Source organism: Brevibacillus sp. SIMBA_040 (assembly GCF_046535075.1).
In the GTDB taxonomy this organism is placed as follows: domain Bacteria; phylum Bacillota; class Bacilli; order Brevibacillales; family Brevibacillaceae; genus Brevibacillus.
Genome location: NZ_JAWRXI010000005.1, coordinates 198,159 through 220,631 on the forward strand (window position 1 = coordinate 198,159; position 22,473 = coordinate 220,631).

General features: G+C 48.0%; 25 protein-coding genes and 1 other annotated feature. Of the genes, 18 read left to right on the forward strand and 7 right to left on the reverse strand.

The window, feature by feature from the left end:
• Window positions 1-138: 138 nt before the first annotated feature.
• From ftsZ to SB752_RS10835, 15 genes are all read left to right on the forward strand, one after another.
• Window positions 139-1,287 (forward strand): cell division protein FtsZ, encoded by a 1,149-nt coding sequence (gene ftsZ, locus SB752_RS10765; RefSeq protein WP_213022714.1) that lies wholly within the window; start codon window positions 139-141, stop codon window positions 1,285-1,287.
• A 373-nt stretch (window positions 1,288-1,660) separates the two neighbouring features.
• Window positions 1,661-2,623, forward strand: a complete 963-nt coding sequence (gene spoIIGA / locus SB752_RS10770; protein ID WP_410715652.1) for a sigma-E processing peptidase SpoIIGA — start codon at window positions 1,661-1,663, stop codon at window positions 2,621-2,623.
• 2 nt (window positions 2,624-2,625) lie between these two features.
• The gene (gene sigE, locus SB752_RS10775) at window positions 2,626-3,348 is read left to right on the forward strand and encodes an RNA polymerase sporulation sigma factor SigE (RefSeq protein WP_049738528.1); all 723 of its coding nucleotides are present in this window, start codon (window positions 2,626-2,628) and stop codon (window positions 3,346-3,348) included.
• A gap of 148 nt (window positions 3,349-3,496) precedes the next feature.
• On the forward strand, window positions 3,497-4,276 hold the full coding sequence (gene sigG, locus SB752_RS10780; RefSeq protein ID WP_049738529.1) for an RNA polymerase sporulation sigma factor SigG: 780 nt from the start codon (window positions 3,497-3,499) through the stop codon (window positions 4,274-4,276).
• Between the two features lie 143 nt (window positions 4,277-4,419).
• Complete coding sequence (locus tag SB752_RS10785) at window positions 4,420-4,704, forward strand: YlmC/YmxH family sporulation protein (RefSeq protein ID WP_103107663.1); 285 nt, start codon at window positions 4,420-4,422, stop codon at window positions 4,702-4,704.
• A 136-nt stretch (window positions 4,705-4,840) separates the two neighbouring features.
• Window positions 4,841-5,671, forward strand: coding sequence for a peptidoglycan editing factor PgeF (gene pgeF, locus SB752_RS10790; RefSeq protein ID WP_410715653.1), 831 nt, complete (start codon window positions 4,841-4,843; stop codon window positions 5,669-5,671).
• A gap of 19 nt (window positions 5,672-5,690) precedes the next feature.
• Complete coding sequence (locus SB752_RS10795) at window positions 5,691-6,389, forward strand: YggS family pyridoxal phosphate-dependent enzyme (protein ID WP_410715654.1); 699 nt, start codon at window positions 5,691-5,693, stop codon at window positions 6,387-6,389.
• A 45-nt stretch (window positions 6,390-6,434) separates the two neighbouring features.
• Entirely contained in the window at window positions 6,435-6,860 is a 426-nt protein-coding gene (locus tag SB752_RS10800; RefSeq protein WP_410715655.1) for a cell division protein SepF, read from the forward strand.
• Between the two features lie 30 nt (window positions 6,861-6,890).
• Window positions 6,891-7,154 carry a YggT family protein gene (locus SB752_RS10805; RefSeq protein WP_410715656.1) on the forward strand — a complete coding sequence of 88 codons (264 nt, stop codon included), beginning with the start codon at window positions 6,891-6,893 and terminating at the stop codon, window positions 7,152-7,154.
• A gap of 12 nt (window positions 7,155-7,166) precedes the next feature.
• The gene (locus SB752_RS10810) at window positions 7,167-7,940 is read left to right on the forward strand and encodes a YlmH family RNA-binding protein (protein WP_410715657.1); all 774 of its coding nucleotides are present in this window, start codon (window positions 7,167-7,169) and stop codon (window positions 7,938-7,940) included.
• Window positions 7,941-8,040: 100 nt separating this feature from the next.
• A complete protein-coding gene (locus tag SB752_RS10815) occupies window positions 8,041-8,526 on the forward strand; it encodes a DivIVA domain-containing protein (protein WP_103107657.1) in 486 nt (161 codons plus the stop codon).
• 103 nt (window positions 8,527-8,629) lie between these two features.
• Window positions 8,630-8,899 (forward strand) — a binding site (T-box leader).
• A gap of 55 nt (window positions 8,900-8,954) precedes the next feature.
• Complete coding sequence (ileS, locus tag SB752_RS10820) at window positions 8,955-11,738, forward strand: isoleucine--tRNA ligase (protein ID WP_410715658.1); 2,784 nt, start codon at window positions 8,955-8,957, stop codon at window positions 11,736-11,738.
• Window positions 11,739-11,947: 209 nt separating this feature from the next.
• Window positions 11,948-12,709: a TraR/DksA C4-type zinc finger protein gene (locus SB752_RS10825; RefSeq protein WP_410715659.1), complete on the forward strand. Its 762-nt coding sequence runs from the start codon at window positions 11,948-11,950 to the stop codon at window positions 12,707-12,709.
• A 20-nt stretch (window positions 12,710-12,729) separates the two neighbouring features.
• Window positions 12,730-13,848: a mandelate racemase/muconate lactonizing enzyme family protein gene (locus SB752_RS10830; protein ID WP_410715660.1), complete on the forward strand. Its 1,119-nt coding sequence runs from the start codon at window positions 12,730-12,732 to the stop codon at window positions 13,846-13,848.
• A gap of 15 nt (window positions 13,849-13,863) precedes the next feature.
• Window positions 13,864-15,252 carry an MFS transporter gene (locus SB752_RS10835; RefSeq protein ID WP_410715661.1) on the forward strand — a complete coding sequence of 463 codons (1,389 nt, stop codon included), beginning with the start codon at window positions 13,864-13,866 and terminating at the stop codon, window positions 15,250-15,252.
• 90 nt (window positions 15,253-15,342) lie between these two features.
• On the opposite strand, the gene SB752_RS10840 is transcribed toward SB752_RS10835, so the two are convergent.
• Window positions 15,343-15,816 (reverse strand): NUDIX domain-containing protein, encoded by a 474-nt coding sequence (locus tag SB752_RS10840; RefSeq protein WP_410715662.1) that lies wholly within the window; start codon window positions 15,814-15,816, stop codon window positions 15,343-15,345.
• A gap of 223 nt (window positions 15,817-16,039) precedes the next feature.
• Here SB752_RS10840 and SB752_RS10845 point away from each other — a divergent pair, with 223 nt between their 5' ends.
• Both SB752_RS10845 and SB752_RS10850 read left to right on the forward strand, forming a co-directional pair.
• On the forward strand, window positions 16,040-17,386 hold the full coding sequence (locus SB752_RS10845; protein WP_410715663.1) for an LCP family protein: 1,347 nt from the start codon (window positions 16,040-16,042) through the stop codon (window positions 17,384-17,386).
• Between the two features lie 99 nt (window positions 17,387-17,485).
• A complete protein-coding gene (locus tag SB752_RS10850; protein ID WP_410715664.1) occupies window positions 17,486-18,115 on the forward strand; it encodes an Hsp20/alpha crystallin family protein in 630 nt (209 codons plus the stop codon).
• A gap of 98 nt (window positions 18,116-18,213) precedes the next feature.
• On the opposite strand, the gene SB752_RS10855 is transcribed toward SB752_RS10850, so the two are convergent.
• From SB752_RS10855 to SB752_RS10875, 5 genes are all read right to left on the reverse strand, one after another.
• A complete protein-coding gene (locus tag SB752_RS10855; RefSeq protein ID WP_103107649.1) occupies window positions 18,214-18,429 on the reverse strand; it encodes a spore germination protein in 216 nt (71 codons plus the stop codon).
• Window positions 18,430-18,445: 16 nt separating this feature from the next.
• The gene (locus SB752_RS10860; protein WP_410715665.1) at window positions 18,446-18,832 is read right to left on the reverse strand and encodes a spore germination protein GerPE; all 387 of its coding nucleotides are present in this window, start codon (window positions 18,830-18,832) and stop codon (window positions 18,446-18,448) included.
• A 196-nt stretch (window positions 18,833-19,028) separates the two neighbouring features.
• A complete protein-coding gene (gene gerPC / locus SB752_RS10865; RefSeq protein ID WP_410715795.1) occupies window positions 19,029-19,664 on the reverse strand; it encodes a spore germination protein GerPC in 636 nt (211 codons plus the stop codon).
• Window positions 19,665-19,686: 22 nt separating this feature from the next.
• On the reverse strand, window positions 19,687-19,911 hold the full coding sequence (locus SB752_RS10870; protein ID WP_410715666.1) for a spore germination protein GerPB: 225 nt from the start codon (window positions 19,909-19,911) through the stop codon (window positions 19,687-19,689).
• Window positions 19,908-20,159, reverse strand: a complete 252-nt coding sequence (locus SB752_RS10875) for a spore germination protein (RefSeq protein WP_410715667.1) — start codon at window positions 20,157-20,159, stop codon at window positions 19,908-19,910. The genes SB752_RS10870 and SB752_RS10875 overlap by 4 nt, the downstream gene beginning before the upstream one ends.
• Window positions 20,160-20,321: 162 nt before the next feature.
• Here SB752_RS10875 and SB752_RS10880 point away from each other — a divergent pair, with 162 nt between their 5' ends.
• Window positions 20,322-20,537 (forward strand): hypothetical protein, encoded by a 216-nt coding sequence (locus SB752_RS10880; protein WP_410715668.1) that lies wholly within the window; start codon window positions 20,322-20,324, stop codon window positions 20,535-20,537.
• Here the strand turns inward: SB752_RS10880 and shc are convergent.
• The gene (gene shc, locus SB752_RS10885; RefSeq protein WP_410715669.1) at window positions 20,534-22,438 is read right to left on the reverse strand and encodes a squalene--hopene cyclase; all 1,905 of its coding nucleotides are present in this window, start codon (window positions 22,436-22,438) and stop codon (window positions 20,534-20,536) included. The two genes, SB752_RS10880 and shc, sit on opposite strands and share 4 nt — an antisense overlap.
• Window positions 22,439-22,473: the final 35 nt, after the last annotated feature.

Genomic DNA, 22,473 nt, shown 5'->3' on the forward strand with positions numbered 1-22,473 from the left:
TAACACCAAATTGGCGATAATCGAGATATTTCGTTTCCCAATAAAAGTGGAGAGGATCAACGGAATGTTTCTACGCTTGTTATTAAAATTTTCGTATCCACGGAGCTTTCTTATGTTGAATTGGGGAGGACTAGCAATATGCTGGAATTTGATATGGATTTGGAATCCTTTGCACGAATTAAAGTAATCGGTTGCGGTGGAGGCGGTAGCAACGCGGTAAACCGTATGATCGCTAGCGGTGTGAAAGGGGTAGAATTTATCACCTTGAACACGGATGCACAGGCACTCCAACTGTCTAGTGCAGACATCAAGCTGCAAATTGGGGAAAAATTAACTCGTGGTCTCGGAGCAGGTGCCAATCCGGAAATCGGAAAAAAAGCTGCAGAAGAAAGCCGCGACTTGATTGAAAACGCCCTGCGTGGTGCGGACATGGTGTTCGTAACGGCTGGTATGGGTGGAGGAACTGGTACTGGTGCCGCACCAGTTGTAGCGGAAATCGCAAAAGAACTGGGTGCTCTCACCGTAGGGGTAGTTACTCGTCCGTTCTCCTTTGAGGGACGCAAGCGTTCCCAGCATGGCGAAGTAGGTATTGCAGCCTTGAAAGAAAAAGTCGATACCTTGATTGTCATTCCGAATGACCGCTTGCTGGAAATTGTAGATAAAAATACGCCTATGCTGGAAGCATTCCGTGAGGCTGACAACATTTTGCGCCAGGGTGTCCAAGGGATTTCCGACCTGATTGCGGTACCTGGACTGATCAACCTGGACTTTGCTGACGTTAAAACCATTATGACGGAGCGTGGCTCTGCTTTGATGGGGATCGGCGTAGGCAGTGGAGAAAACCGTGCAGCAGAAGCAGCTCGCCGTGCAATTTCCAGCCCACTTCTGGAAAACTCCATTGATGGTGCACGTGGTGTTCTCATGAACATCGCTGGTGGTACCAACCTCAGCTTGTATGAAGTAAATGAAGCAGCAGATATCGTTTCTTCTGCGGCTGATCCTGATGTAAACATGATCTTCGGTGCGATCATCAACGAAGATTTGAAAAACGAACTGGTTGTGACTGTAATTGCAACAGGCTTCGAGCAGGCACAGCGTGCGGCTGAGCCACCTCGCCGTCAGCAACAGCCAATTAGTACGTCTGGAAATCGCCCAACCCCAATCTCAAATACAAACAACAGTCGCCCAAAAGAAGAGGAAGACGACAAGTCCTTCTTCTCCATGAGCAACCTGGACAATTTGGATATTCCAGCATTCCTGCGCAACCGTCGACGCAACAAAAAGTAAAGTCGTTAGGCAAGGCCTTGTTCCGTAAAAGGGACAGGGCCTTTTTTATTTTGTATCGGCGAAGCAACGTGGGATGAAGGACAGAAACCAGTCTGCGAAGCCGGAGTCCCAAAAAGGGGACAAGCGAGCAAGCAATTTTGTACGAGGGGGAAAGCAGTTTTATGACAAAAAACGTTCTACAAAAAAACCAAAAAAACACCGTCAAGAATTGACAGACTTTACATACACATTGATATATACTGCATTTACTGATAGGAGGTAGTCCACGAACATACCTGTTCCGGCACAACCAAGCGTGGCATTTCTCGCATATACCCATTCTTCACGTATGCTTGCAAGCCAGGGGAGGGGAAGGACAGGAGGTGAGACAGAAGTGGTTGTGTACCTTGATATCATTCTACTCCTGAATATGGGCATTGATACCTTGTTGCTCTGGTTTACTGCTTATTTTCGCAAAGAGCGCGTGGTATGGTGGAGGATTGCGCTTGCGTCCCTTTTTGGATGCACCTATCTCGCCTTTTTCTTTTTTCCGGCGTTTTCTTCCATGTATCAATGGTCTGTGAAGCTGTTATTTTCTATCGTGATGCTGTGGATTGCCTTTGGTAACAGAAGACTGCTGGCGTTTGCGAACAACCTGATTATTTTTTACTTCGTTGCGTTTGTTTTTGGCGGAGGAGTGTTTGGGCTTCAATACTTTTTGGCTCCTCGAAGTGAAATCGTGAATGGACTGGTGGTGACTCACAACGATGGTTTTGGGATTGGATTCAAACCGACGCTCGCGATTCTCGGCATTGGTTTTGCACTGGTGTTTGTACTCGGAAAAAAGAGCTACCGTGCTATCCAGGAACCGCGCAGAATCGAAGCCTTTCTCGTCGATGTAGTTGTGACCTTGTTTGGTGAAAAAGTGATTTGCCGCGGTCTGGTCGATACCGGTAACCAGCTGCATGAACCGATTACGCGCATTCCCGTTATGATCATGGAAACGAAAATGTTAGCACATCTGCTTCCGCCGTCGCTTCTCCGACAAACCGATGAAAACGGTGGAGTGTGGGAGAAGCTGGACGGATCTTGGGAGGAGCTTCCTCCCCAGTGGCAATCTCGCGTACGTTTGATTCCATACCGAAGTGTATCAAGAGGAATGGATTTTTTGCTCGCAATCAAACCGGACCATGTTTTTGTCATGCAGAACGGTGTTCGCTATGAAACGGAAAAGGTGCTGATCGGACTCAATCCGATTCCGCTTGCAGCTGACGGGAAGTACCAGGCCATCGTCCATCCGGCCATGATGGAAACTGATATGCAAGAACCAACCTTTATTCTCAAACAGGAGGGCTAATCATGTATGTAAAACTTCGCCTACATTTACAATTGACCTGGTACCGTTTCCTGCTATGGATTGGTGCACGCGCTGAAGAAGTCTATTATATCGGCGGGAGTGAAGCATTACCTCCACCTCTGACCAGAGAAGAAGAGGAAGTGCTGCTCGGAAGGTTACCATCGGGGGATCCCGCGGTCCGAGGTATGCTGATTGAGCGAAATCTTCGTCTGGTCGTGTACATTGCTCGCAAGTTTGAGAATACTGGGATCAACATCGAGGACTTGGTCAGTATCGGGACAATAGGCTTGATTAAGGCCGTAAATACGTTTGATCCAGATAAGAACATTAAGCTCGCGACATACGCTTCTCGCTGCATCGAAAATGAAATCTTGATGTATTTGCGTAGAAACAACAAGATTCGCTCCGAAGTCTCTTTTGACGAGCCGCTGAACATCGATTGGGACGGAAATGAGCTGCTTCTCTCTGACGTGTTGGGTACGGAGAATGACACGATCTACAAAAACATCGAGGATCAAGTGGATCGCAAGCTGCTGAAAAAAGCGCTGGATAAACTTTCGGATCGGGAACGAATTATTATGGAGCTGCGTTTCGGATTGGCGGGAGAAGAAGAGAAAACACAGAAGGATGTAGCGGATCTGCTGGGCATTTCACAGTCGTATATTTCTCGTTTGGAAAAGCGAATTATAAAACGGTTGCGAAAAGAATTCAACAAAATGGTCTAACGCATATTTTCCCATCCTGAGGGGATACTGTTCCTAAACCGTGACAGATAGTGGCCCTTTTGCCATTACTTGTCGGCTACGCGTCAGTACGCGGCCTTTCAAGACAACCGGGTTAGGAACTTTTTTCTTGCTTCGAGGAGGGAAAGACGTGACGCGAAATAAAGTCGAGATCTGCGGGGTAGATACCTCCAAGCTTCCGGTATTGACTAACAAAGAAATGCGGGATTTGTTCGAGCGTTTGCAAAGCGGCGAGCTACCTGCACGTGAAAAACTGGTCAACGGAAACTTGCGCTTGGTACTCAGCGTGATCCAGCGTTTCAACAATCGCGGAGAATTTGTAGATGATTTGTTTCAAGTGGGTTGCATTGGATTGATGAAAGCGATCGATAACTTCGATCTCGGACAAAACGTAAAGTTTTCTACGTATGCTGTTCCGATGATAATTGGGGAAATACGACGCTATCTACGGGACAACAATCCGATTCGGGTATCCAGGTCCCTGCGAGATATTGCCTACAAAGCATTGCAGGTACGTGACAACCTGACTAACAAGCACTCGCGAGAGCCCACCATTACAGAGATTTCCCAGGAATTAAACGTGGCAAAGGAAGACGTCGTGTTTGCGCTTGATGCGATTCAGGATCCGGTGTCGTTGTTTGAACCGATTTATCAGGACGGCGGGGACCCTATTTATGTGATGGATCAAATCAGCGACGAAAAAAACAAGGACGTCACTTGGGTAGAGGAAATTGCCCTGCGTGAAGGGATGCAGCGTCTGGGCGACAGGGAAAAAATGATTTTGTCGATGCGCTTTTATGAGGGGAAAACCCAGATGGAGGTTGCAGAGGAAATCGGCATTTCACAAGCGCAGGTATCTCGTCTGGAAAAAGCGGCAATTGCTCATATGCAAAAGCACGTGCAATCGTAAGCTGAACTACATATTCACCCGGCGAGTTACTCCTCGTCGGGTTTTTTTGTTCAAAGTTTTCTAATCCCCACCCAGAACGAAACGGACATATTCTCACGCAGGCTCATATACTGAAAGTAACGGAGAAAAGTAGGTGAGGGAGAATGGTGAAAATCTCTGACTTCCAGACAAAAGAAGTGGTAAATATTCTGGATGGGAAACGGCTGGGCCAAATCTCAGATCTTGAGATTGACCTGCGCCATGGACGTGTGGAGGCCATCGTCATACCGGGACCAGGCAAGTTTCTCGGCTTCTTTTCTTCCGGGAACGACTACGTCATCCCTTGGCGCAATATTGTCAAAATCGGGAAAGATGTGGTGCTGGTACGAATGGAAGAGACATTGAAGGTTGAAGCGAGAACCTCTGGCGGAGATGAATACAGGGACTAGGGAAAGAAAGGCGGAAAAGCGCCTTTTTTTCACGTTTGGCAAAAGGAGCTGCACGAGCCAGCATAGCAGATAAGCCACGTTTCTCTAATCTTCGCGGCTATGGTATGATAAGCCATATGAGGAAGGTGAGATCAACATGAGAGAACCGTTTGTTATGGTAGAGGAGAAGCCATTCTTACGCTTGCTGGAGTGGGAGAGCCGCTTTCCAGGACTTTTGGTCGGGTTTACGATTCGTACGGGCGGGGAAAGTGAACAACCGTACGGGTCTTTTAATATGGGATTGCATGTGGGAGATGATCCAGGGCATGTTGTATCCAACAGACAAAAGCTTGCCAAGCAAGTAGACATGCCTTTTACCGCGTGGACGTGCGCTGATCAGGTGCATGGAAATCAGGTGTGCCAGGTGATGGCAGCCGGAGCGGGCAAAGATAGCCTGGATGACGTGATCAAGGCAACGGATGGCCTGTTTACTGGGCAAAAGGGTGTTCTGCTGACGTCCTTCTATGCAGATTGTGTGCCGTTATATTTCCTTGATCCTGCTTCTGGAGCGATTGGACTCGCTCATGCAGGCTGGAAGGGCACGGTTGGAAGAATTGCCGAGGAAATGGTCAAATCCTTGCAGCATCACTTTCTAGCCAAGCCAGAAGAGCTGCTAGTTGCAATAGGTCCTTCGATTGGCGGATGCTGCTATGAGGTGGATGACCGGATCATTACACAAGTACAAGCGAGTGCAAAAGAGTGGGAAAAAGCAGTCACAGCATCGCAAAATGGTCGCTACATGCTTGATTTGCGGCAATTGAATACGTCCATCCTGCTCGAATTGGGTATTGCTTCTGAGCAAATCATGACAACAGATTGGTGTACAAGCTGCCGCACGGACATGTTTTTCTCCCATCGAAAGGAAGCGGGCACAGCTGGCACTACTGGACGGATGGCATCGTTTATCGGCTGGAAGGATCAACTTTAATAGGAGAGGGGAACAAATCATGACGAATGAGCAACGAGCAATAAAGGATCGGCTGCAAGCCATCGAAGAAAGAATTCAGGCGGCATGTGACCGGGTGAATCGCAAGCGGGAAGAAGTGAAAATTATTGCCGTAACCAAATACATCGATGCCCAAGCGATTGGTGACCTGCTGGATGTAGGGATCATGGACATTGGGGAAAACCGCGTACAGGATGCTCTACCCAAGCATGAGCTGCATGGCGATAGAGGTACATGGCATTTTATTGGACATTTGCAAACAAACAAAGCAAAAGAAGTTGTGGGACGCTTTCCGTACATCCATTCGCTTGATCGTGTACCGCTCGCTCAGGAGCTGAACAAGCGCGGAGAAGCCGTAAATACCGTAGTGAATTGCTTTTTGCAAGTGAATATTTCTGGCGAAGAGACAAAATTTGGGCTTAGTCCCAATGATGTATTGGCTTTTTTGCGTGAAACCAGTAATATGAAACATATAAAGATCATTGGATTAATGACGATGGCGCCTGTTGTCGATAATCAAGAAGAGGCGCGTCAAGTATTCCGTGGGTTATATGAATGGAAAGAACGCATCAACGAGTTGGCGTTCCCACATGCGCATATCGAGGAGCTATCGATGGGCATGTCCAGTGACTTTGAGGTGGCAATCGAAGAAGGAGCTACATATATTCGTCTTGGCTCAGTATTAGTCAAGCCGGAATAACATGCGAATCGCACAAGACTAGCCAGCTAGAGAGGAGGAAGAAAGATGGGTGTCATGAACAAGCTGATGGGGTTTTTAGGTCTGGAGAACGAAGAATACATCGAGGAAACGGTACAAGAGGAACACGAAGACACAGATTCCTCTCATAAGAGACAGCCAGCTAGCCAAAGCCGGACAAACAATGTGGTGCCGTTTCAAGCGCGGGAAAAGGAGGGGATTCGTTTGATCCTCTGTGAGCCCCGTCACTATAGTGATGCACAAGATATCGCGGACAATCTCCGCCATCGCAGACCGGTAGTAGTCAATCTGCATCGCGTGGAAAAGGATCAAGCGAAAAGAATCATCGACTTTTTGAGCGGGACGGTCTATGCATTGAACGGTGATATCCAAAAGGTGGGAGATACTATTTTTGTATGCACCCCCGATCACGTGGACATTCAGGGAACCATCTCCAGCGTATTGGAAGAGTAGTGATTCAACGACGAAAAAAAGGGTGAGCCAATGGGTTACTTGTTGACAGTTATAAATTTTGTTTTTACCGTTTATCAATTCATGATTATTGCATACATACTGATGTCCTGGGTTCCACAAATGCGGAGTACAGGAATTGGGCAGCTATTGGAACGATTGGTTGAGCCGTATTTGGCACCGTTTCGCCGGTTTATTCCTACACTCGGTTTTATCGATATTTCCCCGATCGTAGCCTTGATTACTCTGCGTCTTGCGTACGATGGATTGTATACTATTTTGGGAAAACTGATGTAGGCGAGTGAAAACATGAGTGTATTTGATCATTTTGCAAAAGAAGAACGTCCTTTTGTAGAACGGGCGCTGGAAATGCTGACGCTGGTAGAGCGCAAGCAGGCCATGCGCCTTACTGATTTTGTGGACCCCAGACAGCTTAGCATTTTTCAGAGCCTCTCCTCGCAAGTGCAGGATGTGAGCGTTTCTGCGAGCGGAGGCTATGAAGGAGCAGAGCGCGTCAGAGTCATTCTGCACCCGGACTATCTGATCCCAGACCCTGAGGATTATCGAATCGTACTTTTGGCGATCAAAGCTGATCAGCGATTCCACGCGTTGGAGCATCGTGATGTGATGGGAGCTCTTTTGAATGCAGGGCTAAAACGAGAAAAGTTTGGCGATATGCTCACAGATGCTGACCATTGCTATTCCATCGTGCAAGAGGAAGTGGCGGATTATGTTTGCACACAGGTGACGCAAATTCATCGTACATCCGTCCAGTTCCAGCGGGTTTCGTGGGAGCAATTTCGTCCTCCAGAGCCGCGTTATACCGAAAAAACGATCACCGTTGCTTCTCCACGTATCGACGCCATTCTCGGGGAGGTACATAATTTCTCCAGAGCAAAAGCGCTTGTCCCGATTCGTGCGGGAAAGGTGAAAGTCAACTGGAAAGTCGTCGAAGACCCATCCCATCCGCTACGGACCGGAGATATGGTGTCGATGGCTGGATTTGGGCGATTTAAACTGCTTGAGACAGCGGGGCCAACTCGCAGTGGAAGAATTCGCATGATTGTTGGACTGGTTACATAAGATGCAACAGGACGCAAAAAATTGTAAAATCCGGCAGGAATCAAGGTAAATCCTGTCGAAAATAGAAAGAACGAATTATCGGGAAAAGTGGGGGGTTCATGTGCCATTAACGCCATTGGATATACATAACAAAGAATTCAGCACTGGCTTTCGCGGGTATAACATCGATGAAGTAAACGAATTTCTCGATCAGGTGATCAAGGATTTTGAACTTCTGATCAAAGAAAAAAAAGAGGCAGAAGAGCGCGTCGCGATGTTGAATGAGCGCGTCGATTACTATAAGAGTCTGGAAGAGAATTTGAGCAAATCCATACTCGTTGCCCAAGAGACTGCAGAGGATGTAAAATCCAATGCACGCAAGGAAGCGCAACTAATTTTAAAAGAAGCCGAGAAAAATGCGGATCGAATCGTCAACGAGGCTCTTGCGAAATCCCGCAAAATTGCCATCGAGATTGAGGAGCTGAAAAAACGGGCATCGGTTTACCGCATGCGTTTCCGTACATTGCTCGAAGCACAGCTCGAAATGCTCGAAAATGGCGCTTGGGATGATATCGAGCAGGCAGATTCAGCTGTGGCTGTTGAATAAATCATTGACGTTCGGTTTATGATGATACTATAATGAAAGACAAACTTTTTGGATTACAAATAAACATATGTGGCAGCTGAATACCAGCACAATCAGTTGCTTCAAGTAGACGATGAATGGGAAGAGTAGGCGATGGAGCACTGCTTAGAGAGTCGGGAACAGGTGAAAACCCGGCCAGTTGCAATCGCACGAAAATCACCCGGGAGTCCAATACCCGAAACTCTGTGATCCATCAATAACAGATGGAAGCAGGCGAGTAAGTGAGCGCGTCATTCCCGTTACGAATGAGACAAGTGGAGCGTTTTTTTGTTGGCTTTGCCAACGGATTCGCTCAATCAGGGTGGTACCACGGGAGTCTTCTCTCGTCCCTTTTACAGGGATGAGTGGAGGCTTTTATTTTTATTTATTATGTAGGAGTGAATTAGGCCATGGATTACAGCAAAACCTTATCGCTACCAAAAACAGATTTCCCGATGCGTGGCAATTTGCCGAATCGCGAGCCGCAAATGCAGGCGGCTTGGGAGGAAATGGATATTTATAAGCAAGTTCAGGAGCGGACAGCTGGACGTCCTGCCTTCATTTTGCATGATGGTCCTCCTTATGCGAATGGAGACATTCATATTGGGCATGCCCTGAACAAAATTCTCAAGGACTTCATCGTGCGCTACAAATCGATGGCAGGCTTTTGTGCCCCATACATCCCGGGCTGGGATACACATGGTCTTCCGATTGAGCAGGCAATTGTCAATGCACAAGGCCTGGATCGTCGCAGTATCGAAGTAAACGATTTCCGCAAACGATGTGAAGAGTATGCGTGGTCCTACATCGACAAGCAGCGTGATCAATTCAAGCGTCTCGGCATTCGCGGCGACTGGGAAAACCCTTATGTGACGCTGCTCCCTGAGTACGAAGCCAACCAAATTCGCGTCTTTGGCGAAATGGCGAAAAAAGGCTACATTTACAAAGGTCTGCGTTGCGTATACTGGTCTCCGTCCTCTGAAACCGCATTGGCTGATGCTGAGATCGAATACAAGGACAAGCGCTCACCTTCCATCTATGTCAGCTTCCAAGTAGTAGATGGCAAAGGCAAATTGGATACAGAAACAGGTGTAGTAATCTGGACGACCACTCCTTGGACGTTGCCTGCAAACCTGGCAATCTCCCTGCATCCTGAGCTGGAATACAGCGTAGTAAAAGTTGACGGTCGCAAATTCCTTGTCGCAAGCGGACTGCTTGAAGCCGCTAGTAAAGAAATTGGCTGGGAAAATCCGGAAGTGCTGGCTACCTATAAAGGGCAAGAGCTCGAAGGCGTGCTGACCCAGCATCCATTCTATGATCGTACGTCCCCGCTCATCCTGGGTGAACACGTAACTCTGGACGCAGGTACTGGCTGCGTACATACCGCACCAGGACACGGGGAAGACGACTTCAACGTTGGACAAAAATACAATTTGGGTGTGCTTTGCCCAGTCGATCACGAAGGAAAAATGACCAGTGAAGCTCCTGGCTTCGAAGGTTTGTTCTATGAGGATGCAAACAAAGTAATCACAGAAAAGCTGAAAGAAACCGGTGCTCTCCTGAAGCTGAGCTTCTTTACCCACTCCTATCCGCATGACTGGCGCACCAAAAAACCAGTTATTTACCGTGCGACTGAGCAGTGGTTTGCATCGATTGACGGTTTCCGTGAGCAAATGCTGGAAGCGATCAAAAATGTTAAATGGATTCCGCATTGGGGCGAAACTCGTTTGGCTAACATGATTGCCGATCGTGGCGACTGGTGCATCTCCCGTCAACGCGTATGGGGAGTACCAATTCCAATTTTCTACTGCAAGTCCTGCAACGAGCCAATCATTAACGATTTGACGATTAATCATGTTGCAGACCTGTTCCGCAAAGAAGGCTCTTCTGTCTGGTTCGCTCGCGAAGCCAATGAGCTGATCCCAGAGGGTCTGACATGCAGCAAGTGCGATTGCAAAGACTTCCGCAAAGAAACCGATATTATGGACGTTTGGTTCGACTCTGGCTCCAGCCACCAGGCTGTACTGAGAGAACGCGGACTAAGCTGGCCAGCTGATCTATACCTGGAAGGCTCTGACCAATATCGCGGATGGTTCAACTCTTCCTTGTCAACGAGTGTTGCCGTATATGGAACAGCGCCTTACAAAGGTGTATTGAGCCACGGATTCACTCTGGATGGCGAAGGACGCAAAATGTCCAAGTCGCTTGGAAATACCATCGTTCCACAACAAGTCATCAGCAGCATGGGTGCAGACATTTTGCGTCTGTGGGTAGCGTCTGTTGACTACCAGGCAGATCAACGCATTTCTGATGCGATCCTGAGTCAAATTGCAGAAGTGTATCGGAAAATCCGCAATACGTTCCGTTTCTTGCTCGGAAACCTCGATGGATTCGATCCTGCAAAAGATCGCGTAGCGTATGAACAGTTGGGCGAGCTGGATCGTTATGTGTTGGCGAAAGCTGCGAAAATGGTAAGCCGCGTGCGTAAGGCGTACGACGACTACCAGTTCCATACTGTTTTCCATGCTGTTCGTAACTTCTGCGTCATCGATCTTTCCGCTTTCTATCTTGATATTTGTAAAGACCGTCTGTATGTGGAAGCTCCTGACAGCTTGAAACGCCGCGCAGCTCAAACCGTGATGTACGATTGCCTCGTGAATCTGGTGAAGCTGGTTGCTCCACTTCTGCCACATACCTCAGATGAAGTATGGGCATTCGTGCCAGGTGTTTCTGAAATGAGTGTACAGCTGACAGATATGCCAGAAGCAGATCAACAGCATCTCAGCTTCTCTGCAGATGAAGAAAGAAAATGGGATGCTTTCCTCGAAGTCCGCGATGAAGTCCTCAAAGCGATGGAAGAAGCGCGCCGCAACAAAGTGTTTGGTAACTCAGTAGATGCCAAGCTCGCGCTCTACCCACAAACAGAGGAAGTAGCAAAGACTTTGGCAACTATGGATGATCTGGCTGACCTGTTCATCGTAGCTGATGTGGAGCTTCATGCTCATGGGGTGGCAGCTCCGGCAGAAGCAGCACAGCTGGAAGGTATTTCCGCGGTTGTTTCGGCAGCGGAAGGCGTCAAATGCGAGCGTTGCCGTGTAGTTAAACAAGATGTAGGCTCCCGTGCGTCACATGCGTCTATTTGCGGACGTTGTGCTGATATCGTAGAGGAACACTACGCTCATGTAACCGAATAAGCTTCATTCTTTGCTAACGCCTGCTGTCCTTCAATGGATGGCAGGTTTTTTCTTTTGGACAGATCAGCAGCTGCGTCAAAAAGCATGGCGTTGCAAGCTTTTCCAAGCGGTAGCTCCCGTTTTTCATGAGCCTCTGGTTTCGCGAGTTATTTACGTGGGTGCGAGACATACTACCTGTTGAGGAAACCAAATGAAGGTGGTGGCCGAGCGTGGACCAGAATAAGATCGCTAGCTTCAAGCAAAAGCTGCTTGACCAAAAAAAAGAACTAGAGGATCGTGTGCAGGACCATTATGGCATGAGAGAACCGATGACAACTTCTTTGCAGGAGTTTTCTATGTACGATAACCATCCCGCTGATATCGGTAGTGAAATGTTTGAGCGGGAAAAGGATTTGGCTTTGGACAGTCTGGACAGGGAGACGCTCAAGGAAATTGACCAAGCCTTGACCCGTATGGACGAAGGCCAATACGGAATCTGTACGGTTTGTGGAAAAGAAATTCCAGAAGAAAGACTGGAGGCGTTGCCACAGGCGCAGACGTGCAAGGAGCATGCACCAGCTCCGATGGTCAACGAGTCACGTCCGATTGAGGAAGAGTTTTTACAGCCTCCTTTTGGCCGTACGTCTTTGGATGAAAAGGAAGGGCAGAATGGCTTTGATGGTGAGGATGCGTGGCAAATTGTTGAGGCGTGGGGTACCTCGAGTACACCATTTTCCTATGTAGATAATGACAAGACCGATTACAAGGAAATGTACATCGAGAGCGATGAGCCGGATGGATTTGTGGAGGCGGTTGAAGAAATCGGCTATACCGATATCGAAGGCTATCACGGCCCTGATAGTGTTCATTTCATGCGTAGCGGCACGTATGAGGAATATATGCGCAAAGGCGAGGGGAAAGGGAATTATCTCGATTACGATGACTATGAAGAAGAACGATACGAGCGAGAAGGGCGGAACGATTTGCTGTGACAGGAGGAGTAATGCCTGATATGCAGATCGAACGAGTTGAGACGTACCCGCTCCTCCATCACCTATCCCAAGCGTACGGCGATGCGAATGGATACAAGCGTTATCGGACATCGTATCTCATACGTGTAATCACACGCTCAGGAATAGATGGGTGGGGAGAAGTGATTGATTGGCTCCCTACCTTGGATAAAGGCTTTCGTGAGCGGATTATTCCATACTTATTGGGAAAGCAAGCATCTGGGCGAATAGCGCTTGTTGATGTGATCAGCAAATGGCATCAGCGATCAGCAGCGGGAGTCAGTATGGCCTTGACCGAAATCGCTGCCAAATCGGCAGGCATGTCTGTCTGTCAACTATGGGGTGGCAGAATTCACCCCCATATTCCTGTTTATGCTTCGTTCCAGTCTTATACGGAACGCACAGACTGGATGCAGCTGTCTATACAACGAGTGCTAGAGCAAGTACAATCTGGCTTCCAACAGGTGAAAGTAAAAATCGGCGGAAAAGCATTTCAGGAAGATCAGGCTCACATCGATGCTTTGATGAAAGCATTACCGGTAAACGTGCAGGTAGCGGTAGACGCCAACCAAAGCTACGATTTGGCGACAGCAGCAAAATGGAATCCTCTTTTTGCACGCTATGGGAACTGGATGTGGCTAGAAGAGCCGATGCCCATGGAGAGAACGGGGGAATACGTGAAGCTGCGTACCTCACTATCCATCCCGCTTGCAGGGGGAGAAAATCTGGTTCGCTGTGCCCAATTTCTTCCGCTATACAAAGAGGGGGCCATCGATATCGCTCAGCCAGATTTATTGCATACAGAAGGAATCGAGGCATTTCGACTCCATCAAAATATGGCTCGAGAGTTTGGCTATCGTGTCTCGCCACATTCGTTTGACGGAAGCCTAGCCAGACTGTATACCTTGTTTGCCCAGGCGTGTCTGTTGCCCTGGTCAAAGATGGATGCTGACCAAATTGAGCCTATTGAGTGGGATGTCATGGAGAATCCATTTACGTATTTGTTTCCTGTCCATCTCGTTAATGGAAGTGTGACCATTCCAGATGGAGTCGGGATTGGTGTAGAACCAAATTGGGAGATAATTAACGCGACGCGCTGGGATGGCAGCGCCTATGCGTAGGATGGGGAGTTTCGTATGGCACAAAATGCGAAAAACCTGATAGGACTGACTGGAATTCCACTGGTGATGGTACTTGGCAACTCGATGCTAATACCTGTTTTGCCCACAATGAAAACCAAGCTGCATCTAACATCTTTGCAAACGAGCCTATTAATCACAGCCTTTTCCATTGCAGCAGGAATTGTCATTCCTCTCGCAGGCTATTTGTCAGATCGCTTCAGCAGAAAAATGGTGATTATCGTCGCACTCTCCTTATATGGGGTAGGCGGTTTGCTCGCAGGTCTTGCCGCGCTATGGGTAGACAATCCATACATGATGATTATGGGTGGGCGCGTCTTACAAGGGATTGGAGCAGCTGGTACGGCGCCGATTGCGATGGCTTTGGTTGGGGATTTATTTAACGGAGCATCTGAGAGCAGGGCACTGGGACTCATGGAAACCTCAAATGGACTTGGGAAAGTACTGAGCCCGATATTTGGTTCGTTGCTCGCGCTTATTGCCTGGTATATGGTTTTCCTGGCATTCCCGATCATTTGTGGGGTGATACTCGTCCTCTTCCTGTTTTTGACCAAAGAAAAAAAGCAGGAAAAACAGCCGTTGCCAATCAAGCAGTACGTTCACTCGATTGGAGAAGTTTTCAAGCAGCACGGCAAGTGGCTTGTGCCAGCCTTTTTTATCGGGAGCATCTGTCTGTTTACGTTGTTTGGTGTGCTGTTTTATCTGTCAGATCTACTGGAGGAGAAGTACAAAATTGATGGCGTCTTAAAAGGGGCGTTTTTAGCCATTCCGTTGCTGGTAATGAGCATAGCGGCTTATGTGACTGGGCTGATCATAAAGAAAAAGCTAAGTCTGATGCGGCTGTTTGTTATCGTGGGCATGTTTATGCTTGCGGTTTCGTACGTCCTTGCGAGCTTTGTCAAAGGGGCGTACGCACTGATCGGGATTCTCGTCATCGGCAGCTTGGGAACAGGGCTGATCCTGCCTTGTTTGAACAGCATGATTGTAGGAGCGGTTCAAAAGTCCGAGCGCGGAATGATTACCTCGTTATACAGTGGCGTCAGGTTCATCGGTGTGGCTGTAGGACCGCCGGTTTTCACATGGCTGCTCGGGATTTCTCGCACCGTCATGTTTAGCACGATTGCAGGCTTATCACTGGTGTTTGGGATTATTGCGATCTTCTTTTTAAAACCAAAGCAGGCCGAGAACCAATCCCAAGGGACCGCAGAGCAAACGCAAAAAGAGCAAGAGACACAAGCCTGGCGCCATATTTCTGAGGTGCTTGGCATCGAACCTGAGACAGTGGAAACAAAACACAGGGAGCGAGCTGTGGAAAAGTACGGCTTTGACCCGAATGATCTGATAAAACGGGTATTAACAGGAAACAAGGAAAAGGAAAAAAACTAACAGGCATCCCTGGGACCCGGACACGTGAGCTTGTATAAAGCAACGTGGAAAGGGCGGGGCATGCCTGTTTTTTTTCAAGGCGAGCAAAAATTATGTAGCAGCAAAAGGATGGCGCAACGCCTTTTCCAGTGACAGAGGGTAGACATCGTCACGGAGAATTCGGCTAAAATTGGGATTCCCTTTTAAAGCACGAGGAAGCTCATCAAAATAAAGGGCACCTGCCACATCACTGCCTGTAGGCTGTGGGTTATACGTAAGAGCCCTCGCCACATAAATATCTTTTCTCATGTCGCCGTTGATCGTATATTGTCCAATTCGTTCGAGTCCGTCCAAAATGGCGCCTGTTTCTTCATACACTTCTCGGACAGCAGCGGCCAGACTGCTCTCCCCTGGCTCGATCTTTCCCCCAGGCAATTCGATGCCTCTGGTGCGGTGGCGGGTAAATAGTAGCTTGCCGCGCAAAAAGGCAAAAATCAGGACATGGCGTGCCTCATGCCGCCTAAATTCGTCCGAGTCAAAAGTCAGCGTCACAGGCAAGCCAAAGTCATCTAAAAAAGCATACATGACCTGTTCTCCTTCACTATCGCGGTATTCGTTACTGATAGACTACCTGTTTCATTTGGCCAGCGCAAGAACCTTCCGTCAATCTCTGTGCGACTATCTCGCCATGATTCTACAAATAATCGGCAGAATGTGGTAAAATGGGACAAATGTTTTCCAGAAAAATAAAACAAATCAAAAAAGCAGAATTTGACGCCGTAACGAGAAAAGGAGTGAACCAATAGACGTGCTCTCCAAAAATGAGAAACCCCCTATTCCGTCTAAGCCAATGCGAAAGAAGAAAAAACGCGGACAACGAAGCACACGGATGTACGTGCTTTTGGCAAGTTGTCTCATGCTTTGCTTGCTGGCGATCGGAGTGGGCTATGCCCTCAGCGAAGTCGACAAAACACTTGATATCGTAACAGAAGATCCGTACAAGCTGCCTAATCAGCCTGTCGTGGAACAGCCGTATGAGGAAAAGAAATCTCTTTCTTTCGTCATCGTCGGTGTAGATACACGCAAAAATATCGGAATGCTAAACACAGACGTATTGGTCGTAGCCGTCGCAAATCCAGTCACACAAAAGCTTACGATGGTCTCATTGCCACGTGACACTCGTGTCCAGATTCCAGGTGATCCCGGGTATCACAAGGTCAACGAAGTATTTGCCCTCGGGGAAAATATAAAGAAGCAAGCAGAAAGCAAAGGACTGCCCGAGACAGAGAATGGCATGACGTTGCTCAAGAAAACATTGGATCACATGCTCGGAATTTCTGTTGGTCACTATGTTCAGCTCGATTTTGAGGGCTTTACAGCTGTGATTGACAAGCTAGGCGGGGTTAAAGTCGATGTCGATCGGGATCTCGTCTACGAGCTGCCAAAAGAGGGCGTCTACCGCAATTTGAAAAAAGGAACACAAGTACTGAATGGCGAACAAGCTCTTGGATTTGTACGTCACCGCATAGACAGGCGCGGCGAGGCTTACAATTCCAGTGACTTTGACCGAAATCGCCGCCAGCAGCAAGTGATTCGTGCAGTAGCGGACAAGGTCGTTTCTGTAGATGGCATCTCGAGCTTGACATCCGTAATGGAAGCGGTTGGCAAGCACATTAAAACAGATCTGTCCAAAGATCAGATCAAAGGTCTGGCACTTGATTTTGGCAAGCTGAACTCAGAGAATATGGTTTCGCTAGACAATGGAGCGTTCTGGAGCTCGCCATACTCGCTCTGGCCGCTTGAAAACATGCAAGCTATTCGTAGCACTCTACGCGCAGAGCTCGGCGAGAATGGAGCGGTAGCGTCTGCTCAGCTCAGTAATGCTGCCGTGGCTGAAGTAGCGAAAGCAGAGATGAAGGCGAATCCGAAGCCGTCTACGCAGTCAAAGCCTGCGACAACGGTAAAAGAGCAGCCCAAAACGGATAAGCCCGCAACGCAGAAGCCGGCAACAAAGCCTTCGACACAACCTGCGCCATCTGATATTAACGAAGTACCTGTCGATCAGCAGACACCAAGTGACATGCCGCCTCCTGATATTCTTGCACCGCCTGCACCCGTAACCGACTATACGGACAGCGCCCAAAACGGTGAATAGCAAATAGCTCACCCACCAGGGCATATGTACATATACTGATTGTGAGGTATATGGGATTGGTGTTCCTTGCCAGCAAGCAGGAGCGGAGGGTGATGGTGGTTGAAAAATTTGCGGGAGACCATGAAGCAGCTGCAAAAAACATCGGAGAATCTCTCCAGGTTGAGCATGGACCAAGAGCATCCTTGGAAAGCATTAAGCCAAATGAATCAAATCTTGGACACCAGCTTTTGGGATAATTTGGTCAAACTAAACAATCATTCGATTCAGAATCCACAGGCACAGGCAAACAAAGTTGTTCCTACCATAAAAAAAGCGAAAAACAAAGGCAGGGGCAAAGAAAGACAAACGGAGCCAGAAAGAGAAAGGCATCCCACACCGATCGTACGCGTCAATGAAACCGAATCTTTTCCGACGCTGGATATTTTTCAGACAGATAAGCTTGTCATTCTATGCTGTGAGCTTCCCGGCTTTGCGCGTGACAGCTTGGAAGTGACACTGACGGATCAGCGAGTGCTTGAGCTAAAAGGGGAAATCAAGGAGCCTGCTTATATGCGTTCCAGGGTAATGCTGGAACGGTACTATGGACCTTTCTACCGGGAAGTTGAGCTTCCTGTGCCAGTCAGCGCAAATGGAATGAAGGCCAAGTACGAGGATGGATTGCTGGAATTGATCCTGGCCAGAGATAATACCTTTCGGGAAAGAAAAACTACCTTTAAAGCAAATTTGTAGGGGGGCTGAGGCCCTCTTTTTTTTGTCTTAGAAATAAAAGGATGACTCGTCCAACTCACGGCAAAAACAGTGTTAATGAAGAGCATTAACACTGCATCTTATACGTTCCCAACGAGTGGCTGATCGACGACGCTAGGATCAAGCGTATTCGTAGAGCTGACACCATTAATTGTGTTGACCAGGTTACCAGTATTGCCTCCGCCAGAGCCGGAAAAAGTTTTGGTGGCACTTTTCGGAGAAATGTTCAGGGTGTCGCCAAAATTAACGGTTCCTGAATTGCTGTTTATATTGACTGCACCAATCACTGAGGGCAAAGGATCTCGCCTCCCACTACTTTTGGTTTTTATCCGCGTCCTTCATGATATGTCGAATATTTTTAACTCGTGTTCCCAAACAGATTGATTCGTTCGAGCCGACATGGAGGACTGACGAGGCTGCTAAAAAGTTTACCCTTACCTTGTTTACGCAAATGGCCGAGGTTTCGTGACAGGTGGTTATCTCAAGTGGCTCTGTGATAACGGGGACATCTATCGGTTCGCAAAAAACGAAATAGTCACGAAACAAAAATTCTTTTTCGTAAAAAATCGCTTTTTCGCGTTGGACGGCAAGCACGTCGGAAACAGCATCAAGCTCTTTGGAATCCCCAATTTGTATAACAGATGAGGTATCAACGGAAATGTTGGTCAAGGACTGTACATGACTGGTTCGTTTGGTCATCAGCTTTTAGCTCCTTTGCGTTGCAGAAGGACGTGGAGTAGTGACACCAACGATCAATGTTTCAGGAGGCGTCTCATAAATGGAAGTAAGAGTTACTGTTTTCGTATCCCCTATGAACAGGGAGCTTGCTGTGACGAGAGTCCCAACCTTCAAGTTTCCTACACAAACGTCCCCATTTGTAACCTGATAAAACATGCTAGGAATCGTTCCTCTCACGCGGTAAATTTTGGACGAAGGTCTCGCATGTTCGTTCAATATCGCGTTTTACTTTTTGAATCGTTTTTTGTTCCCATGCATCAATTTGCTCGGGCTCCCATTGGGTAGTGTCAAACTGGTTCAGGTAATGCCGGATACGATGATCAATCTGTTTGCGAATGTCATCCATGATAAAGCCGCGATAGGCATCGTCGAGCGGGTATCCACATTCTTCTTCGATTCTCTCCAGCACACGATAGGCTTCATTGTCGAGATAACAATGAATTTCTTTTTGGACGCGATCAAAAGAATCGGATGCGGCTTTGGGAGGTGAAGGTACATCCATCGACTGGTTGATGGAAAAATCTCCAATGTTCGGATCGGAGCCTTTTGGATTCAAACCGATGTTCAGTGTACCTTCTAATCTCTCCACTTTTAAAAGGTCGAATTTATATTCATTCTTAATCACAGAGGGAACCTGCTTTTCCTTCAGCTCATCAAGGTCCTGTTGCATTTGCTCAAGCATTTGCTTCATGGACTCCATTTTTTGGTTCTGTACATGCAAATAGTCATGTAGTTGCTGAAAATATTGCATCATCTCGGGACTCATGTACATGACGATCATCCTTCTCTTCATCAAGCATAAAGCTGCCTTCTCGCTAGCGCGTCGGCTCAACCAGTGGAACGAGGGGAATGAACTCCTCCCGATCCGTTCGGGGCACTGGCCCGACAGAAGGGGCTGGCTCTGTAAAGCAACCCGTATTGTATAGCTGGGATAAAGGCTTAATGATTCCTGCACTTCCGATTTGGCAAACCGAGGAATTGGAAATGCCATCGATCTTTAAATTGTGAATAACAATATTTTGATGAACAAAAAAGTTCATGTTTGATCTCGCCCCTTGGTCGTGGATTCAGTCATTTCCTCCACAAATACGGGCCAATTTTCTCCTCTTGATTCATTTACATAAATGACGCTCTTCGGAATCTTAAAGGACAGATTGGTTCCTGAATTAAATGATCCGCCACCTGCAAAGGTTTTGGTATAACTGACGGGTGCAATTTTTCGGACATCCCCGACGTTGAAGACACCACTAATGCTGTTGACATTAATTACTCCGACGATGGCAGGCATCTTCTCACATCCTTTTGGAGAAATTCCTTTTTGTATTCTATGTGATTGGTCAGTGGGTGTTCATACCTGTTTTTGAGACAGATCAGAAATGCTAGGCATATCATGCAGAGCATCGTGAATTGTCGATGGCTACTCAAAAGCTAAAGGGGGTTTTTTAAGACGATGAGTTTAAACATGTGCGTCAACAATAAAAAAATTGCTGTTGAAGAAATGGAGGTGGAAGAGGCGACGCAATCCTCTCTTATCTTAATTGGAGATGCGGATGTCATTACGTGCTCTTCGGTATTTGATACGCCAGCAGATTCGCTCCTCATGAACAAAGAGGTGCCAATCAGGCCCCTCGCACGAAGACCCATCCTGACCGAACCGCAAGATTAGGCTTGGTCCTTCATGTATTTATTTTGATAATGACTCAAAGCGAGAAGCGGCCAGATCCAGCGGTAGCTATGATAGGCAAAATACGTTCCGCCAGGACGCCCCCCACCAGTTGGGTAGGAAGTAGTCCAGTCATTTGTGTCGATACTGCTAATTAAAAAACGGACACCTTTTGCAAGCGCTGGGGTCGACTGCGGGAAGACAGTAATCAGGGCATCAACTGCCCACGCTGTCTGCGAGGGGGTGCTTGCTCGAAGCGGGACGTAGTGCTTCTTTTCATCACTCATGCAAGACTCCCCCCAACCCCCGTCGTCATTTTGCTGCCGGATTAGCCACTGTACCGCTTTTTGAACCGCAGGATGCGAGGGTGATACGCCAATCGCCATCATTCCGGTTATTGCCGCCCACGTGCCGTAAATGTAGGAGATGCCCCATCTTCCGTACCAAGAGCCGTCCGTTTCTTGATTTCTGAGAAGGCAGCGCAATGCTTTTTGCATGCGCGAATCGGTCAGCTGCAGACCCGCCAAAGAACCAAGGAACTCCAGCGTTCTGCCAGTCAAGTCTGCTGAGGATGGATCGGTGCTGACGGTATCCGAGCCTTCAATTGGCAATTGGCGAATCAAGGGTGAATTCGTATTTTTCTCAAAGGCTGGCCATCCTCCGTCGTCATTTTGCATCGATAATACCCAATCGAGTCCACGCTTCCAAGCAGCTTGTGCAGTCGCATCCTGCTGAGCCAAAGAATGGAGAGCACGCAGAGCGGCAGTCGAATCGTCGATGTCTGGGTTCATTGTATTGTAGTCAGAAAAGCCCCAGCCGCCGGGACTCGCACCTGGATTTCGAATTTTCCAGTCTCCGTACGTTGTTTGCTGCTTCGATAGCAGGTAGCGGTTGGCACGCTGAATAGCTGGATGCGACGGTGCTATACCACTTTGCTGCAATGTATAGGTCAAAAGAGCCGTATCCCAGACTGCGGAGGTAGCGAGCTGCAGGTGGACGCCAGCCTCCACCTTACATACGGAATCGACGAGTCCCTTCATAGCCTTGCGAATGACAGGATCGTCGGGGGAGTAGCCGCGAGCAAGCAGCGCAAAGATCATAAAATAGGTCGAGGTCGAGTAGTTGTAGAGGGTGCCATCCGGCTCGATCCGTCCAAGCATAAATTGCTCCAGACGGCGAAGGGAAAGCTCGTGCAGCTGTGCTGGCAGAAATGGAAGGCGTTGAACGTACGAGTGAATTGAGGAGAGAAATGATTGTCCTTCTCGAATAAAGCCATCAAGCATGGAATGGCGATAAATGCCAGAAGCGATAGGCGTAGTCGTATACAAATCGGACAAGTCAGGTGTGGTGGGAAGCTTGCGGACGTATTTGCGATCCGCACAAATCATGATAGGGGCGAGGTGAACGCGGGCATAACCGACAAAATCATAAAAGCTGATTGGAAAGCTGGGATGCAGCAAGGTCAACTCGACAGGCACGATAAAATGGGGTGGCCATTGATACTGACCCGTCAGTGATGTTGTAAGCTTGGTCAGCAGGTTGGCCTGCGTGAGGCCTCCTTTTTCACGGATAAAGGCGCGGGCTTGTGCCATTCTCGGATCAGTCTTTGTATAGCGTCCAGCGTACAAGAGGGCAAAATAGCAGTCAATCGTCGTCGACAAATGCCCCTCGTCTTCATCCGGATACAATTTCCACGCACCGTTTTCCTGTTGCTTCGATGCGATATGTTTCGTGAGCTGCTCAATCAAATCCTCATCATCAATCTCAAGCGTACGAAATAGGATGATCATGTGAGCGTCGGTCATGGGGGAGCTCTCCAGACAAAATCTCCAGGAGCCGTCTTGCTCCTGTCTCTTTTGCAAAAACGATTGGATGCGCTGTATGGCATGCTGCACGTCCTGCATCTCGTTCACCTCCGTAAAAATACGCTTCATCAAAG